Source organism: Marinobacter sp. BW6 (genome assembly GCF_008107725.1).
Taxonomy (GTDB): Bacteria; Pseudomonadota; Gammaproteobacteria; order Pseudomonadales; family Oleiphilaceae; genus Marinobacter.
In genome coordinates, this window is sequence record NZ_VIRN01000035.1 from 200,828 (window position 1) to 217,002 (window position 16,175).

Sequence of the window (16,175 nt, forward strand, 5' to 3'; positions counted from 1 at the left end):
CATTGGTGAGTCGGTAGTTCGATGCCGTCACCATTACGTAAGGAGATGCCTATGAGTTTGAGCCACCAGCCGCTGATCGTGATGAAAGGTGTTGACTCGAAGCCGCTGCATGGTCGCTATGCAACCTACGATGATGGCGTCGACGGGCCAACGTCCATCCATGATGGTATGGACAACGCTGTCGTCATTACCTTCGATGATGCGAATCGACACTTGATCACGCTGGGAGCTACAGGCTCTAGGAAGACGACCTCCGTTCAGGCGCCGGCGATTGTACGTCTAATCGAGACAGGATGCTCCGGTCTGGTTGTCGATGTGAAAGGCGAATACCGACATTTGGCAGAGAAATATCCGGAACGGGTGATGGTGATCGGTGCGGATGAGGACGCTACGCCTTACAACCTGATCCAGGGGTTATCCGACGAGCAGTTCACGGCGTTTCTGAACGAGCATCGCACGAGCGTTAAGGAGCCATACTGGGGAGCCATGGGCGTTCAGGATGCGAAGTTCGTCAGGAAGACCTATCAGCTAATGGACAGAGAGCCGACGCTGGCGGACATCGTGGATGCCTTGAAAGATCCACAGGCATTCGTCGGTCTGTCTGATGCATTTTTGAAGTACAAAAGCTGCCTGCCTAGCGATTACCTGGAGCTTCTAAAGGCCGTCAGGTCCAACAGATTCAGCATTCTTGCAATGGGTGATTCGGCACTCTTGGATATCGGTGCGCCGGTAATGGAAGACGTGCAAAAGCAATACAGTTGGCAAACCAACGGTTTGATCAGTGCACTGGCCCCATTTTCTACGGATGTGTGCTTGCGGGAAAAGTTCTCGCCGAAGCAGACCGATGATGGAGAGCCTGAAGCGCCAATGCCTTCAATGGAGGATTTGCTCTATCGGGATCGCAAAGTTCTGTTGATGGACATTCCAGTTGACCGGTTTGGTCAAACCGCGCACGTCATCTCAAAGCTCCTTAGGATCCGCCTCATTTCGACGATCACTGGCTTTCGTCGTCACAAACAAGTGGGGTGTGGCGAGCTTTTCTATACATTCTTTGCGGCTGATGAATACCAGCATCTGATCAATCTCGATGCGGATATTGGGCACAACGGCTTGTTTGATGACACGACATTCTTCGATCGTTGCAGGGGTTATGGACATATCAACCTCGTCGCGACGCAGAGTGTTTCGGCGCTTGAGTCAAAGGCAGGGGCTGGCATTGCGCTCGATTGTCTGCTGCAGAATATTGGCACCGTCATCACCTTCTCCTCGGCGGATCCGGCAACGGATCGACTATTAAAGGGGAGGGTATCAGCAGCGGATGCGGAGCAGATCAGTTCAGTGGTAAGGAGTGATCTTCCTGCGGGTGAAGCCTACGTGGTAGGCCGAGCCATGGAGCGCCATGGCAAAGGGACGTTGGTTTCTCGAGTCAAGGCAGGCTTTATCCCTGGTGCTCCTTACATGAGCCGATATTTCGCGGGTATGCCAGACCCTGAAAGAATTCCCAACTATGAGGGTGTTCTGGATTTCGTGAAGAACCCGTTTCACGAACTCAATTCGAGACCCCCGATGGCGGGAGTCTCTGCAATTCGTCATTCCTTTAATGATTGCTTCTTGAGCATCATGCAGGATCTTGAAATTTCACAGGCGGACCTGTGCCCGGATCATCATGAGGTCGACGTGGTCGTCTGTGAGGACGCGGAGTACTGCGTCAGCTTGCAGGGCTATATGGAAGGTCTCACTCCAACCCTTTGGCAGCGAGGGTTGATCCTCTCTATTACGCGTCATGATGCTCATGGTTGGCGTTGCGAAGTTCCGATGATCACCGTGATGCCTTTTGTTGAAGAATACATGAGGCCAACGGATAGGCGGGTGCGAGAACGTGATCCTCTTGAGAGTGGGTTGGTGCGGCAGTTGATGAGGGAAACAGCCCCCGATGTGCATGAGCAGGTCAAAGTCTTTCCAGTCGATGATGATGAGAACCCTGCAGAGGCTTTCGTGAGGTTTTACACCGGTAGTGCATCGCTGATGCTTTCGAAAAAGCTTTGGGGATGTATCTGCCAGTGCTTGGGTCATCTTGAGTCCCAATACAGCAGAGTTTCAATTGAGCAGTATTTTGGCCATGAGGATTCTGAGGCGGAGCCTCCGAAGGATCTGTTCGATGTTTTTGTGGATGACGAATAATCGTTACCGGAACTTGTTTAATCGAACCATAAGCGCGTGGACTTTTCCGGTTTTTTCGGGTTCAAACGTTTTAGTAATGCGAACCCTCTCTAGACAAGCAGGAGACAAATGTTTGCTGCGCGGGGAGGGTAGTTTCCGTCTTTGCCTCGGGAGAATGTGAATGAGTTCAGCTAAGCGCCTGCCAACCGCTAGTAAAACCGAGGACGCATCCGGTCGCCAACAGATCAGTATTGATGATTTGATTCGCGAGCAAATGAAAAGGGGCTTGGATCGCCAGGAGTACAACCCTGATAACAAGGTAACTGTCAGGCTCTTTCGCTCCGGTGATTGGGAGCGAATAGATCCGATAGTCGCTGAGTCCGAGCAAGAAGAGGCATTCATCAAGCGAGTTATTGAGAATGGTCCAGAGAGGCAGCTCCATGTGTGCCGTGTTGAGGTTCTCGATGAGTTGAATGCTCTACGGACGAAGTTTCCCAACTTTCGTGAAGTGACTACAGAGATCATCGGCCGGTACAAAATCTCTCTGTTGGGAGGGGCTCCGCTTTCCTTGCCAGTCATCAATCTTCAGGGACCTCCGGGCATTGGCAAAACAACCTATGTTAGGGCTGTGGCAACGGCATTGGGGCAGCCGTTCCATGATCTGAAAATCTCCCAGATGATGGATAAGTTCGAACTTGCAGGCATGTCGAAGGGCTGGCGAGGAGCACGGCCGGGCAAGATTGCCAGGATCTTACTGGAAGAGGAGCCTAAGGAAGGTCAGCCTGTTATCCTCTTCGACGAGTTGTGCATGGCCAAGGACACGGAAGATCATTCGGTTATACATCCTCTCTATACGCTGTTTGATCGGGATAGCGCGGGGCACTTTCGGGACCTATTTATGGACCTGCCCATGGATACGAGCTTCGTTCTCGCTTTCTGCACGACCAATAACCTGGAGGCTTTACGTCCGGCGTTGAGATCGCGGCTTTCATCTTTCCACATTGAAGCACCTTCCCGAGAGGAGATGCGTTTGCTCGCTCAGAAAATGTATCGACAGCTATTGGAACGCTTCAACGTGAAGGTCCATTTTCCTGACCTTTTGAGCAACGCGATTCTCGTTAGGCTGACTGAAGGCTCGATTCGTGACATGAAACTGAACTTGGAGCGAGCCGTTATCCGCGCTGTCGGGGAGTCGAATGGTCAGGAGCGCTTTAGGCTAAGACCTGAGCATGTTCCTTCTATTCAAGACCGCAAACGCCAAATCGGTTTTATGTGAACCGACACAGCATGGAGGGTTTTGACGTGTACATTCTCGACATTGAGGCCAGTGGCCTGAACGAAGAAAGCTACCCCATTGAGATTGCCTGGTGTGCTTTGGAAGGAGCCGACGAATTCTCTGTCCTCATCAATCCGGAGAGCGCCGGCGGCTGGGACAGCTGGGATGACTTTGCGGAGTCGGCGATACATGGCATTAGCCGTCGTGAATGCTGCGAACGCGGAGAAAATGTTGTGGTAGTCGCCAATCGATTAGAACAACTATTAAACGATCATCCGGTTTTTTCGGACGCTCCTTACCAGGATCAACAATGGTTGAATCAACTCTTTGATGCAGTTGGAAAGCGGTGCCCCGCTTTTCTTATGCCAATTGATCAGGCTGTTAGCCTCAATAAGCGAGCTCAACTGAATAAATCGTTAGCGGAATTGGCCCGGCCACATCGTGCGATGGCCGATTGTCTTTTGCTCAAGAAAGTTGTTCAGACCATTTAGGCTTGCCCTGGATAACTTAAATCTATGCAGCTGTCAGAGCCTGGGGAATCAGCGGTTCTTGGCACCTAGAGCTGGCCGCGTGTTTGTTTGTCCAGGGATTTTGCGGTTTTTGACAATGTTTTTGTTTACACTTTCCAAACGTGCATTATTATCAGTAACCTACGCGCTCAGGTAGGCTGCTATCGTTCAAGGATTGCCCAATAAGTTGCCAGTCGATGGCATACCCAAAACGAAAAATAAAAAATCGAGACGGTCCAATTCAAATGCCACTGACTAATAGTCTTTAACCACTTGACGCACTAAAAAAGGAGCTCAATAAGGCTTTTGAGATGGCTGCGATCTGCGAGTTCTGCTTGTTGGATGCTCTGGCAATAGCCTCTTCGTTGGATTATTGATATCAGACTTTTGGACCATCTAGTTAGAAATAATAGCGTTTAATTCTTAGTGCAACACGTAATGACTAACAAAACTCGTCATGAAATTCCAAAAAAGCTTTGGGATGAATTCCGAGCCGAACTTGAAGCCAATAATGGATTACTCGTCCGCCAATGGTCGAGAAGCAGTGCTACGCGGTTTTACGTTCCTAGCCTCTCCTCTGCCAGAAGCTGATCCGAAAACCCTGGATGTTAACAAGGAGCTAGTTTGTAATGTCGACCTATCGTTTCTTAAGTACTTGCGAAACACCTGACGTTTTTCTTGCCACCGTGGTTGATGCGCCGTCTCGGGCAAAGGCACACGAAATAATGAAAAACCGTCTGAACACCAACGAGACTGTGGTTTCAGTGAACGTCCTGGAAAACGGCCAATGGCTGGTTCTGGAGGGGAAAGGAGTTTCTGCTGACCAGATTCAGAAGCACGCTAACACTCATACTGAAGTGAAATTTGAAGGCCCAGCGAGGTTGTATAGCGAGAACGAAATCACCCCGGTTCTCGAACCTGAAAAAGCCTCCGGAAAGACCGTTTCCGCGGCTATCGTATCCGATGAAGATCAGCCAATTGTTAAGTTCATGTGGTTTCTCACTGCACTGGTTGGCATTCTCAGCGTCATAACAGCCGCAGCTCTCTCCAGCAACGTCTACAATAGCGGCACACAACTGTCTATTTGGGCTTCTTCGCTGTTGCTTCCTATCGGCGCGATGTTGGCCACATTCGCAATGAAATATCTTTCGGGTATTTATATTACGCTACGCCGAATTGAGTCCAAAGGCCTAATGATGAGGGACATCTCTCGTTAGCGGATTCCAGTTTTTTAGTCGCATCATAAATTGCGAGTACCACTTCGTTTCATAGCCTGGTGGTGATGTTTCCTCCGCAATTCCCAGATTAGTCAGATCAGAACTGCGCCAAGAAAATAGAATAAGGACATTAAATGAAATTCTCTAAAGCGTTGACTTCGTGTTGTTTTACTACGGCCATTTTGGCTACCGGTTGTGGCGGCGGCAGCGCCGGCGATAGTTCAGGCTCAGCGTCAGAAGAATCGGGAACGCTCAATCCCTCGGAACCGATTGAGATCGAAGTCCCGAAAGTTGATCCCAAGGAAACAGTTAACGCAATTGTGTTTGACTATCCCGGGATGATTAAGAGTGTGTCAGCGAGTGGTAAAGAATTTGATCCGATGACAGATGAAATCGGCGCTTCCAACGCAGATAGTTGCGTGGATCGAGATGATCGGTATTACGACAATGGATTTGTAAGGGTTTATTCCGATGGAGGGGTGACGGACTCTGAACTAAAAGTAGCTGGTGATCAGGCTCTCGGGACACTTGAGACGGCATTGGCTGCAATTGGTTCATCAAAAGAGGAATTTCAATCTGAATTATTTAGCACTATACGACCTCGCGTTATTCGGGAAATTGTCGATAACTACGCAGTTAATGGCGTCCCTTATTTTTATTTCAATTATGAAACTGGCGGTTCATTTACAGGTGTTGAATATACGGTACCTCTTCATGACGTCGCAGTTGAGCTAGGTTATGCGATGACGCAGGAAGAAAGGTTGCTTTATGAGTCTGGTGACATGCAGGCCTATCGCGAGGCGGTAGCTGAGACTTTCTTAGAGTTGCCATCTGCGCTTCGGGAATACGATATTATCAGCCTTCAGTCAAAGTTAGCTGACTATGATGAGTTTAAAAGCCAAGAAAACGCCGGTGGAATTGATTATGATGCTGTTGGAGATCCCGGCTTTGGGATTGATGTTGCATATTACGAGAGATTGGCGGCCGATCCGAGGTACGCTGCCATCTTCGATAGCCCTGTAATTGACCCTGTAGTCAACCTTTGCTTGCTTTCACAAGGTAATATTCCTAATGAATTTGATACGGAAGTAGGTATCAACAGCGTTACAATCGCTACCGGTACTTCCAATATCGAAGTGGGATTATCGATGGCAAAGTACTTGGGGGTGCATCTGGCGACAACGTACCGTTATAACTACGTGGCGAATATGCCTTTCTGGTTCACTGAAGGTCTAGCTTTTAGCTTAATTTTTCCGGGGTTTGAAAAAATTGAAGCGACTACTTTAGTCGATCAGAACGCTTTGAATCGGCTCGATCTTAATCCTGAGTACTACGCTACCATCGTTGAGGGAATTGAGTCAGAAGAGGAAAATAGTCAACTGACCAACCTCTATTTTGCTCAGCGTTTTGTCAGTTATAGTGATGGAGATAGTGATTCAAAAGGCTTTAACGAAGCGTTTGAGGACTTGGTTCAGGTTTCTGGTTACCCTAATCTGACCTATTCACGGTTTAAATCTGAATTTGCTTCTATCATCGATTATCTTCTGTAATTTATAAGCAAATGAGGAGCCGCTTTTTGAAGCGGCTTTTTTACTTCACAAATCAAAGGTGAGCAATGAGAGTTTCATTCTGTATTTTTCTGTTTACCGCTTCTTTTTCGGTTTTGGCTTATGGGACCCTCCAAGGTAGTTGGTTAGAAGGCAGTGCTAAGTACTGCAAATATAGCGACGGTTCCGTCCTGAAGGTTGGTATCTCCGAAATTTGTCCAGTTTCAAATTGATGCTTTATGGGTTTGACCATGACCGGTCAATACTCAGCTAGAAGTTAAGTAAAAAGATGGCGGGAGCTTTACGGTAGCGAAACCAAAATTTGTTTGCCGTACAACCTGAGATTTGTGCGGACGCAGCTAGGCAAGTCAAAGCGAGGTGTCGAGGTGCGTTTCTAGGTTGCTCAGAAAACAATCGGCAATATGGAGGATACTATGACTGACATCGATCCACCGCTGAGCAACGCAAAGAAACTGGCTATCTGTTATGGGCGCTCTGTGAGTAGTTTGTAAGAGATAGATTTTGAAGACTCTGATGCTGCCCACGATGCTAGCTCAAATCGGATCATGAATTTATCTAGACTCACTGCTAGTCAGAAAACATTGTTGATATCGCTGGCGGAAGATTTCGCGGCAAGTAACTCGAAAGAATACAACTCAGAATGACTTTTTTTCAGTATTAGCAATTTGCAGGACTGCAGGGGCGACATCGCGGATTTCAGTATAGTTAGGGCTGTATTGATGAGTACTGGTTAATATGAAGCCCCCGATCTCTCTCCAAGGCCCAAATCTGCAACAGCCCAAGAAGTTGTCTGTAACGTCGTAAGGCTGAAATCTGTCGAATTCGAACAATTCGTCCTCGCTTCCTGCAGGTCGGCCAAACCTGCGTATCGGGTAACGAGCCTAGCGAGATCAGAAACGCCAATGGGCAAAGCTTCGCAATTACGTGGGCTGAACGTTGCCTCTGCGCACGTCTGACTTGGTAGTGCGCCTTCCGATTATTTGTAGCGATTTTGAAGGTTTCGAGCGGTGTTTTTAATGTAATTGTGCGCGCTTACGACACCTGTGTACGTTGCCTTGGTGTCCAAGCTCGCAACCAGAGGTGGGCCAGAACTCGAACCCATCTACTTAGCGACAGTTATGTCTGCGTCATAAACATCGATAAGGTTTTCACGGGGCCTAGTTCGTAGCCGCTCAAAAGCCATTCTCTCGGTGAGAGGCCATCCAGATCAGCAGTCGGTGTCAGCATGAAACGCGTCAGTGTGAGAGGACGATCAATTGCCTCAGCTGACACTAGTAATTCGGCAAGGTGGGGTAGTCTGCCTGAATCGCTAAACTGCCAACCGAAGAATACTGGCGTGGAATCTTCAAGTGTCAACGCCAGTAAGCTCGGGGGTGTGCGGTTTGATTCGATTATCACCATATCTTCCGGTGCGTGGAGTAATCTCGAGACCTCCTTAAGCGTGAGTGTCTGGGCCGCAATGGACCTGCACTCTGAAATCACCTGCAAAGAAATCTTTGTGCGGTTTTTCAGCCCTTCAAGAGATGTGGGAGAAGCTTCGAGGCCCCGAGCCCCTCCTTGTTTGAGTACAGCTTTTTCTGAGACTGAGAGAGGTTCGGCTGATGGCCAAATTTTGTTTGGAATTGATTTGGTTAAATGGAAGTGATCGTCCAGGCCCTTGCCGGCTGGCAAACATGCCCCAAAGCCGAGCGCCCTAATCACTCGGGCTTCGAAATCAGTCAATGGGCTTAAAATCTCCAAAGCCCAACCTCCCATATCTCTGCTTGTGTTAGGACGAAGATAGCTGTTCTCAAACTATTCGTTACCTGTGTCGGGGCCTCTAACGGTGGCGTCTCATCGCAGATTTCTGCCTGGCTTTCCGCGCGTAGATTCGTGCGTAGTTCTCTAGCCGATCGGCTTGCCAATAGCCCAAGAGACCTATAGCCAAACATGTGATGGTGAATGCTGAAAAACCCAAAAAGCCAGCCATCAGGTTCATAAGAACTTCCTCATTAAACTATCCCAAATTAATCCTACACTTTTTTGGGAAGTCTCCAACATCGTAAGTCTCAGCAAATTTGGAGGATTTGGGATCTGTGCAAGCATTGGGTTTCTGACAACAAAAAGGAGCTCAGACTATGCAAACAAAATTTATCACCAACATCATCCGATCAGAACTTTCTGTGCAACTGCTGAAGGCGATTGTAGCCGCAATCATAGTGGGTTGGATCTTTCTGATAACCCCGTCCGGCTATGGAAGCGAGGAAGCCAGCGCCTGGGAAAACTTTGATACGGTGTATGCTGTCGTTACGCCGTTAATGAGGAACAAAATTACCCTTACATTTTTGGCGGCCGCTACAAGTTGTATGGTCTTAGAAGTGTTTAAGCAAAACCCATTCTTGAAAGAATGGCTCATAGAGTTAGGACTGGATTGAGATGGGTGACTGGGCGGGGTTTATTTAACTCTCGATTCAAACTCCGCCTTGCGCTGCTGGTGCAGAACTTCGGTTACTCAGGTATGAACAGGGAGCCAGGCTAGGGTAGTGCGCCCACAAGTGAAGCCGGACAAAGTAGATGGCGACAAAGGTAACGCAACTTATTGATATTACTGACGCCTAAAATGCCATTTTGGCTTCACTTAGTTTCTAAGAAATGTTTCTCAACTAATTGAAAGTATAGTATTTATATTTATTAAAAGTGCCAAACTGCAACTCCGTGTACGCCGGTTCGATTCCGACCCGCGCCTCCATTATTTCCCCGGTAATTCCAACTGCCCAAATGCGAGCAGAAAATTGCTTTCATCTGCAACGAGCAGTTATTGCTTCCTGACCTGAATCTCTACCCGTCGATTTTTGCTGCGGCCACGCTCCGTTGTATTGCTCGCTATTGGCTGAGTGTGAGCCACACCAACCGCCCTTAAGCGGTTTTCCTCAATCCCCTGCATGATCAAAAGACGCACAATGTTGACTGCCCGGGCGGCCGAAAGCTCCCAGTTGGTAGCGAATCGTTCTGTGCGAATCGGTACATTATCGGTATGGCCATATACTTCGATTTTTCCAGGTAGGTCCTTGAGGAACGGCACCAGTCTTTCGATGGTTTCTATACCCTCCGGACTGATATCTGCGCTGCCCGAGGGAAAAACAAAGCGGTCGTCGATGGTCAGAGTGACGCCATCGTTGGATTGATCAATGCTAACCCTGCGGTCTTCAGCGGCTTGATTGAAGCTGGTAGGCAATGAAGGCGTCGCGACCATGGCATTGTCGCCTTCATCTCCATTTATCGGAGCGCCAGACTCGCCTATCGCTTGTGCCACCTCGGTTTTTGACTCGTTGTTCTGCTGGTCTGCAAGAATGCTCGGGCTGGGCATCTGGGTTGCGATGAACGCCACGAAAAAGGTTAATACCAGAATCATCATGTCGAGAAAACTGACGACCCATCCGTCGCCTTGTTCCTTGTCAGAGTAGGAGGCTTGAGCGCTGAATTCGGGCATGTTGGAAATCAGACCTGGCGATGGCTTGTCTGAACCTTGAGCCTTTCCCTCATCGGTTGTCACGGACCGACTCCTTTGGCAGGTCGGAATGGCTTTTGGCAGTGTTTAAATGCGCCTGCTGAGCATAAATTTCATCATCGGTAAGCTTTGAGCCAGTGTCATGCAGTTCGTCCTGATGCTGCACCAGGAACGAGTAGAGTGTGGCTTTCACCAACGAGGGTTGGCGACGCTCGCTGATCAGCCGGACACCCTCAATGATCATGCCCATCATCACGATTCGGGCCTCTGTGCGGCGCTCCAGTTTGATAGCAATGGGTTTGAACACAAGGTGAGCCAGCAGCATGCCGTAGAGTGTTGTTAACAACGCCACGGCCATGGCCATCGCCATTTGGGTGAAATCCTGGTTGCCCAGTTGCACCAGCATCGTGATCAAGCCAATAACGGTACCCACCATGCCGAATGCGGGGGCAAAACCGGCAAGATCTCGGAATACACCGGCCTCATTACGTTCGCGAGCCTTGAGACGATTCAGGCGCCAGGTCAGCAGCTCAAGTATGTTTTCAAACCCTTCGCCATCCAGAACAAGCTGAACCCCGGTCCGGAGAAAGGGGTTTCTTATGTGGACCAGTTTTTTACCTGTGTCCTGGAGCTCACCTTTGTACCAGAGCCGGGAAACCCGAATGATCTCCTCAACATCATCCTCAAGGTGCATGCGCTCGTTACGGAAAACTTTGCCTGCTGCAAGCATGGCCTGACCAATCTCTCGTAGTGGATACGCGATAAAGGCCGCTGCCGCAGTGCCAGTAAGAACGATAGCCAGCCCCGGCAGGTTGACCAAATGACTTGCATCGGCACTGGCGAAGAACAGAGCCACCGTAACCGAAGTCAAACCAAGCAAAATGCCTAACAAAGTTGAGAGATTCATAGAAGTAGCGTTGGTAGTTTGTAGGTGGCTTCCCGAACAAACAGCTCAGGAATTCCGGGCGTCTATGGTCAACAATCCAGTTTCGTGTGCCTCAGTGTCGACACCTTCGGCAATAATCTCAAGCCCCGGACGGGGGCAAGGCCATTGATAGGATTCGCGCCCTAACTTTGAAGTGACAATGCGTTCGGAGCAAGGCAATCTGGTTCTGGGCGGGGCGACATTTATTATTGAGAATAGTTGACGCTAAAATATGTCATTACGGATTGCTACGGCTGCTTACTGGTTTTAAAACAATTAGGTTCAGCCTGTTCGGGGAATGGTCAAAACAATGAGCACAGGCGAAAAGTGGTAAAACCCCGGCGCGTTTCACCTCGCGGGCGTCAGCTGGAGCCTGATGTCTTGTCAGAGTTGCGAGCCCTTATCGGTGACGAAAGCGTTGACCCTTCATTACGCCACCGTGACCGCCTTATCGAGCATCTGCATGCATTGCAGGATGCAGACGGGTTACCTCTCCATGCCCCGTCTTAGGGCCCTTTCAGCTTTCATGAACCTGCCCATGGAGCAATAGGGATTCTTTATTCCTGGGAACCCATATTTCTGCACTTACACTGCGACAAGCCAGCGCTAAATCAACTGATAGAGTCGCCTCTTGGTGACCTGCTACCCTCTAGCTTAGTCGTTTTCAGCTTACCCAAGACAACTAAGGTGTTGTTTTAGCCACTCTAGGCATTTCCGACTGGCCGACTCTCAGGCATTGTAGTGCCGTGTGGCATTCCCCGCACCCTCGGTGCTGGCTATATAGTGCAATAATATTTAGGCTCAAGGTAACATCGCAGATCACAACACAAAGGTCCTTGCATGGATGAGAGCGAACTGGACGAGTCCCAGAGGTTGGCCATATACCAGATCCAGCGAAAGGTTCTGGAGAGAGCTATTCGTGGCGATGGTCTGGTCTCCAGCATGGAATTGCTTTGCCGCGAGATAGAGCAAACTCTGAAAGAGGACCGCGCCCTCTGCTCCATTTTGTTACTTGATGGTCAACGACTCAAACACTGCGCCGCTCCTAGCCTGCCGGAGGCCTACTGCGAGGCTATCGATGGAGTGACTATAGGTGAAGGCATAGGCTCTTGCGGCACAGCGCTCTTTCGTCGAGAGCAGGTGGTGGTCACCGATATCGCTACCGATCCGCTTTGGCAGGACTTTAGGGACCTGGCCATGTCAAACGGACTGGGCGCCTGTTGGTCAAATCCTATCATTGCTTCGGACGGTGCTGTTCTCGCCAGTTTTGCCATTTACTATCCCGACCAGCGCTCCCCCTCACGATTGCATTTGTATCTAATCCAGGCTTTTTCGGCCCTCGCACTGCTTGTCATTGATCATTATAGGCTGGCTGAACAACAGTCCCGGCTTACTGCAGCTTTGGGAAAGATAAACGCCAGGCTTACTGCTGTCATGCAGGTAATCCCGGATGTGGCTATCGTGCTCGATCAGTCAGGTCACTACATTGATTTTTGCAGTGACACCTTCGAGCTGACGACACCACCGCAGACACTGTGGGGCCAGTCAATAGAAAACCTGTTCGAGCCCGAACTCGCAGCACAGGTGATGAAGGTAGCGCGCGAGACACTCGCGACTGGAGAGATGCAGATCTTCGAGTACGAAGTTGTGACTGAAGGCGAGCGCCGAGTCTTCGAGGGCAGAACCGCGATCGTCGATGATTTCTATACCGATGGTCGTGATGACTCCTACGTCTTGTGGATGGCCCGTGAAGTCACGACCCGTAAGTGCGCCGAAGAAAACGCCGCCCGCTTGGCGTTGTTCGATGCGCTTACCGGCTTGCCCAATCGCCGCCATGCTGAGGAACAGCTGGAGCAGCTTCTCGAAGAGGTGAATCGCGGCCACGCCAGCGGTGCAGTGATGTTCCTCGATCTTAATGATTTTAAACGTATTAACGACAGCCTGGGGCACCAACAGGGTGACTTGCTGCTCCAGCAGGTTGCCCGGCGGCTTGAGGATCAGACGCGCCGTTCGGAAATGGTCGCGCGTCTGGGTGGAGATGAATTCATTGTGTTGTTGCGGGAGACTTTAACCGGCAAGGATGAACTGGCCGAATCCACTGCAGCAGTGGGGCGTAGAATACTCGATTGCTTCAATGCGCCCCTGGAAAGTCAGGGCCATGCCTACAGCGTCAGCGTCAGCGTCGGGATAGCCCTGGCCGACAAGCCCGGATTGAAAACAGAAGACCTGCTACGCAACGCAGACGCAGCAATGTATGAGGCCAAACGTCTGGGTGGAAATCGAGTCGCGTTCTTTGAAGAATCGCTGCAACGGGAGGCTGACCGGCGTCTGGACCTGGAGCGTCGGATGGTTCAAGCCATTCGGAGCATGCATTTTGTGGCCTACTTCCAGCCTCAGTTGACACCGGACGGGGCACTCTTCGGCGCAGAGGCGTTGCTGCGCTGGTTTGATCCGGAAGAAGGCGCCATTCCCCCGGATGCGTTCATCCCGGTGGCGGAACGGGCAGGATTGATCTATCAGCTTCAGGATATCGTTTTCGAACAGAGCTGCCAGATGCTTGCAGAATTGCGCAAGAAAGATCGACTGCCGCCCGTCTTCCGGCTTGCCATCAATATCAGCCCCCTCCAGCTCCAAAACTACAAGCTCACTGAACGTCTCGATTTTTTCCTGGCAAGGTATGACCTGACTGCAGACCGCTTTACCCTCGAAATCACCGAAAATCTCTTGATGGGCCAACAACAGGAAACCTATCAGCAGATGCAGGCCTTGCGGCAGCGGGGATTTCGGTTCGCAATTGATGATTTTGGCACCGGCTATTCGTCTCTAGCTTATTTGCATCGTCTGGATGTGGACCAGTTGAAAATCGACAAAAGCTTTATCCGCGAACTGGGAGAAACAGCCGCCGGAGAAGCCATCGTGGATTCCGTGGCTGCTCTATCAAGAAGCCTCAACTTAGAAGTTATTGCCGAGGGTGTAGAAACTGAGCTCCAGGCTCGCATACTTCACGAAAAGTCTTTGACTGGTCTGCAGGGATACCTGTTTGCCCGTCCCATGAGCAGCGCCGATTTGATGGACTATCTGGGCTCGTCATCAGGAAATCCTGCCTCAGCGTAACACCTGCAGAGAGGCCAGGCGGGGAAGCCGGCTGGATCAGGTCCGCTTCCTTTCGTCGTAGGCGCCAGCCCCGTTTCGCCATCCAGTCAATTTACGATCGTCTGGTGGCACCCCACCCTGATATGCTTCAATGAGTTGTATAGTGTCAGGCCAGCTAAAAATGTGGTCTGTCGTACCTCGGTGCGTGGTCAAAAACAATGAGCACAGACGAACAAATGGCCAAACGTCGACGGTCCGCTCTCCGTGGCCGTCAGCTGGAACCAGCTCTACTGTCGGAGTTGCGAGACCTGATCGGTGACGAACGTACCGATTCGTCATTGCGCCACCGCGACCGCCTGATTGAGCACCTGCATGCACTGCAGGACACCTACGGTTACCTCTCCATGCCTCGGCTCCGGGCCCTGGCTTCTTTCATGAATCTGCCTATGGCCGCCGTTTATGAAACGGCCACGTTTTACGCCCATTTCGACGTTGTTCACGATGAACAAACCCCACCACCTGAGATAACTCTGCGGGTGTGTGACTCGCTTTCCTGCCAACTGGCAGGAGCAGAGGCGCTGCATCAGGCGGTCTCTGACGGGGCGGATCCCGCCAAGGTACGTGTGCGGCGCGCGCCCTGCATGGGGCGCTGCGACACGGCGCCAGTGGTAGAAGTTGGTCATCATCACGTTTGCCATGCCAATGCCCAGACTGTGGGAGCGGCGGTAGAGCAGGGGCAGATTCACCCGGAAGAAATCCAGTGGCAAGGTCTGGTGGAGTATCGCTCGACCGGCGGTTATGGACTGCTGGCCGATTGCCATGAAGGCCGGGTGAGCATCGAGTCGTTGGCGAAGGAGCTGGAGCAGGCCGGCTTGCGCGGCCTCGGCGGCGCGGGATTCCCCACCTATCGCAAATGGCAGGCCGTGCGAGCCGAACCCGGGCCACGTTACGCGGTGATTAACGCGGACGAAGGAGAGCCTGGCACGTTCAAGGATCGCTATTACCTCGAACGCGAGCCCCACGGATTCCTGGAGGGCGCGCTGGTCAGTGCCTGGGCGGTTGAGGCGCAGGCTCTGTACATCTACCTTCGAGACGAGTATCCCGGCCTCCTCGTTGTGCTGAAAGACGCCGTTGCCGAATTAGAAGCTGCCGGCATCGTAGAACCGGGCTTTGTGATCCTGCGCCGTGGCGCGGGCGCCTACATCTGCGGCGAAGAATCCGCCCTGATCGAGTCTCTGGAGGGCAAGCCCGGCAAGCCACGCCATCGCCCGCCATTTGTTGCCCAGAAGGGACTGTTTAATCAACCCACGCTGGTTAACAACGTCGAGACGGTTTACTGGATTCCTCGCATCCACGCCCAGGGCGCTGACTGGTTCGCCAGCCAGGGTCGGCATGGTCGCAAAGGGCTTCGGAGCTTCTCGGTGTCCGGTCGGGTTGCTCGGCCCGGTGTGCACGTCGCACCCGCTGGTATCACTCTCAATGAATTGATCGAGGAATATTGCGGCGGCATGGCGGAAGGGCATCGCCTGCTGGCCTATCTGCCCGGCGGGGCGTCCGGCGGCATCCTGCCGGCCAGCAAAGCCGACATTCCGCTGGATTTCGACACCCTCCAGGAACACGGCTGCTTCATCGGCTCCGCCGCCGTGATCGTTTTGTCTGACCAGGACGATTTGCAGGCTGCGGCTGCCAACCTCTTGGGCTTCTTCGCGGATGAATCCTGCGGCCAATGCACGCCCTGCCGTGTGGGCACCGAGAAGATGCTCACCTTGCTGGAGCGGGATGCCTGGGATGAGCAGACGCTCCAGCAATTGGCCGGTGTGATGGCGGATGCATCCATCTGTGGTCTTGGCCAGGCGGCTCCAAATCCGGTGCTGAGCCTGCTGCGAGACTTCCGCGGCGAACTGGCCAGCAGCAACCTGATAGCGAAAGGTTAGGGGAGG

The 16,175-nt window shown here is 51.4% G+C and carries 11 protein-coding genes; 8 read left to right on the top strand and 3 right to left on the bottom strand.

Annotated features, from left to right (window positions below):
* Positions 1-51 precede the first annotated feature (51 nt).
* From FMN52_RS01025 to FMN52_RS01045, 5 genes are all read left to right on the top strand, one after another.
* Positions 52-2,181: a hypothetical protein gene (locus tag FMN52_RS01025; RefSeq protein ID WP_148606866.1), complete on the top strand. Its 2,130-nt coding sequence runs from the start codon at positions 52-54 to the stop codon at positions 2,179-2,181.
* Between the two features lie 160 nt (positions 2,182-2,341).
* Positions 2,342-3,436, top strand: a complete 1,095-nt coding sequence (locus FMN52_RS01030; protein ID WP_148606867.1) for an AAA family ATPase — start codon at positions 2,342-2,344, stop codon at positions 3,434-3,436.
* Between the two features lie 26 nt (positions 3,437-3,462).
* On the top strand, positions 3,463-3,927 hold the full coding sequence (locus FMN52_RS01035; RefSeq protein ID WP_148606868.1) for a hypothetical protein: 465 nt from the start codon (positions 3,463-3,465) through the stop codon (positions 3,925-3,927).
* 647 nt (positions 3,928-4,574) lie between these two features.
* Positions 4,575-5,162 (top strand): hypothetical protein, encoded by a 588-nt coding sequence (locus FMN52_RS01040; protein ID WP_148606869.1) that lies wholly within the window; start codon positions 4,575-4,577, stop codon positions 5,160-5,162.
* A gap of 134 nt (positions 5,163-5,296) precedes the next feature.
* A complete protein-coding gene (locus FMN52_RS01045; protein ID WP_148606870.1) occupies positions 5,297-6,712 on the top strand; it encodes a hypothetical protein in 1,416 nt (471 codons plus the stop codon).
* Between the two features lie 1,134 nt (positions 6,713-7,846).
* On the opposite strand, the gene FMN52_RS01050 is transcribed toward FMN52_RS01045, so the two are convergent.
* Entirely contained in the window at positions 7,847-8,452 is a 606-nt protein-coding gene (locus FMN52_RS01050; protein WP_148606871.1) for a hypothetical protein, read from the bottom strand.
* A 395-nt stretch (positions 8,453-8,847) separates the two neighbouring features.
* On the opposite strand from FMN52_RS01050, the gene FMN52_RS01055 reads away from it, so the two are divergent.
* A complete protein-coding gene (locus tag FMN52_RS01055; RefSeq protein ID WP_148606872.1) occupies positions 8,848-9,144 on the top strand; it encodes a hypothetical protein in 297 nt (98 codons plus the stop codon).
* A 380-nt stretch (positions 9,145-9,524) separates the two neighbouring features.
* On the opposite strand, the gene FMN52_RS01060 is transcribed toward FMN52_RS01055, so the two are convergent.
* Both FMN52_RS01060 and FMN52_RS01065 read right to left on the bottom strand, forming a co-directional pair.
* Complete coding sequence (locus FMN52_RS01060) at positions 9,525-10,262, bottom strand: OmpA family protein (protein WP_148606873.1); 738 nt, start codon at positions 10,260-10,262, stop codon at positions 9,525-9,527.
* The gene (locus FMN52_RS01065) at positions 10,249-11,088 is read right to left on the bottom strand and encodes a MotA/TolQ/ExbB proton channel family protein (RefSeq protein WP_205424875.1); all 840 of its coding nucleotides are present in this window, start codon (positions 11,086-11,088) and stop codon (positions 10,249-10,251) included. Before FMN52_RS01065 ends, FMN52_RS01060 begins: the two co-directional genes overlap by 14 nt.
* An 894-nt stretch (positions 11,089-11,982) precedes the next feature.
* Between FMN52_RS01065 and FMN52_RS01075 the strand changes: the two genes are divergently transcribed.
* Both FMN52_RS01075 and FMN52_RS01080 read left to right on the top strand, forming a co-directional pair.
* Positions 11,983-14,256, top strand: coding sequence for an EAL domain-containing protein (locus FMN52_RS01075; protein ID WP_148606875.1), 2,274 nt, complete (start codon positions 11,983-11,985; stop codon positions 14,254-14,256).
* Between the two features lie 197 nt (positions 14,257-14,453).
* On the top strand, positions 14,454-16,169 hold the full coding sequence (locus tag FMN52_RS01080) for an NADH-ubiquinone oxidoreductase-F iron-sulfur binding region domain-containing protein (protein WP_148606876.1): 1,716 nt from the start codon (positions 14,454-14,456) through the stop codon (positions 16,167-16,169).
* The last annotated feature ends 6 nt before the right edge of the window (positions 16,170-16,175 follow it).

Excerpts from the sequence above, each read along its gene's own strand:
- FMN52_RS01025 (WP_148606866.1), top strand. The coding sequence starts at position 52 with ATGAGTTTGAGCCACCAGCCGCTGATCGTGATGAAAGGTGTTGACTCG.
- FMN52_RS01030 (WP_148606867.1), top strand. The coding sequence starts at position 2,342 with ATGAGTTCAGCTAAGCGCCTGCCAACCGCTAGTAAAACCGAGGACGCA.
- FMN52_RS01040 (WP_148606869.1), top strand. The coding sequence starts at position 4,575 with ATGTCGACCTATCGTTTCTTAAGTACTTGCGAAACACCTGACGTTTTT.
- FMN52_RS01045 (WP_148606870.1), top strand. The coding sequence starts at position 5,297 with ATGAAATTCTCTAAAGCGTTGACTTCGTGTTGTTTTACTACGGCCATT.
- FMN52_RS01055 (WP_148606872.1), top strand. The coding sequence starts at position 8,848 with ATGCAAACAAAATTTATCACCAACATCATCCGATCAGAACTTTCTGTG.
- FMN52_RS01075 (WP_148606875.1), top strand. The coding sequence starts at position 11,983 with ATGGATGAGAGCGAACTGGACGAGTCCCAGAGGTTGGCCATATACCAG.
- FMN52_RS01080 (WP_148606876.1), top strand. The coding sequence starts at position 14,454 with ATGAGCACAGACGAACAAATGGCCAAACGTCGACGGTCCGCTCTCCGT.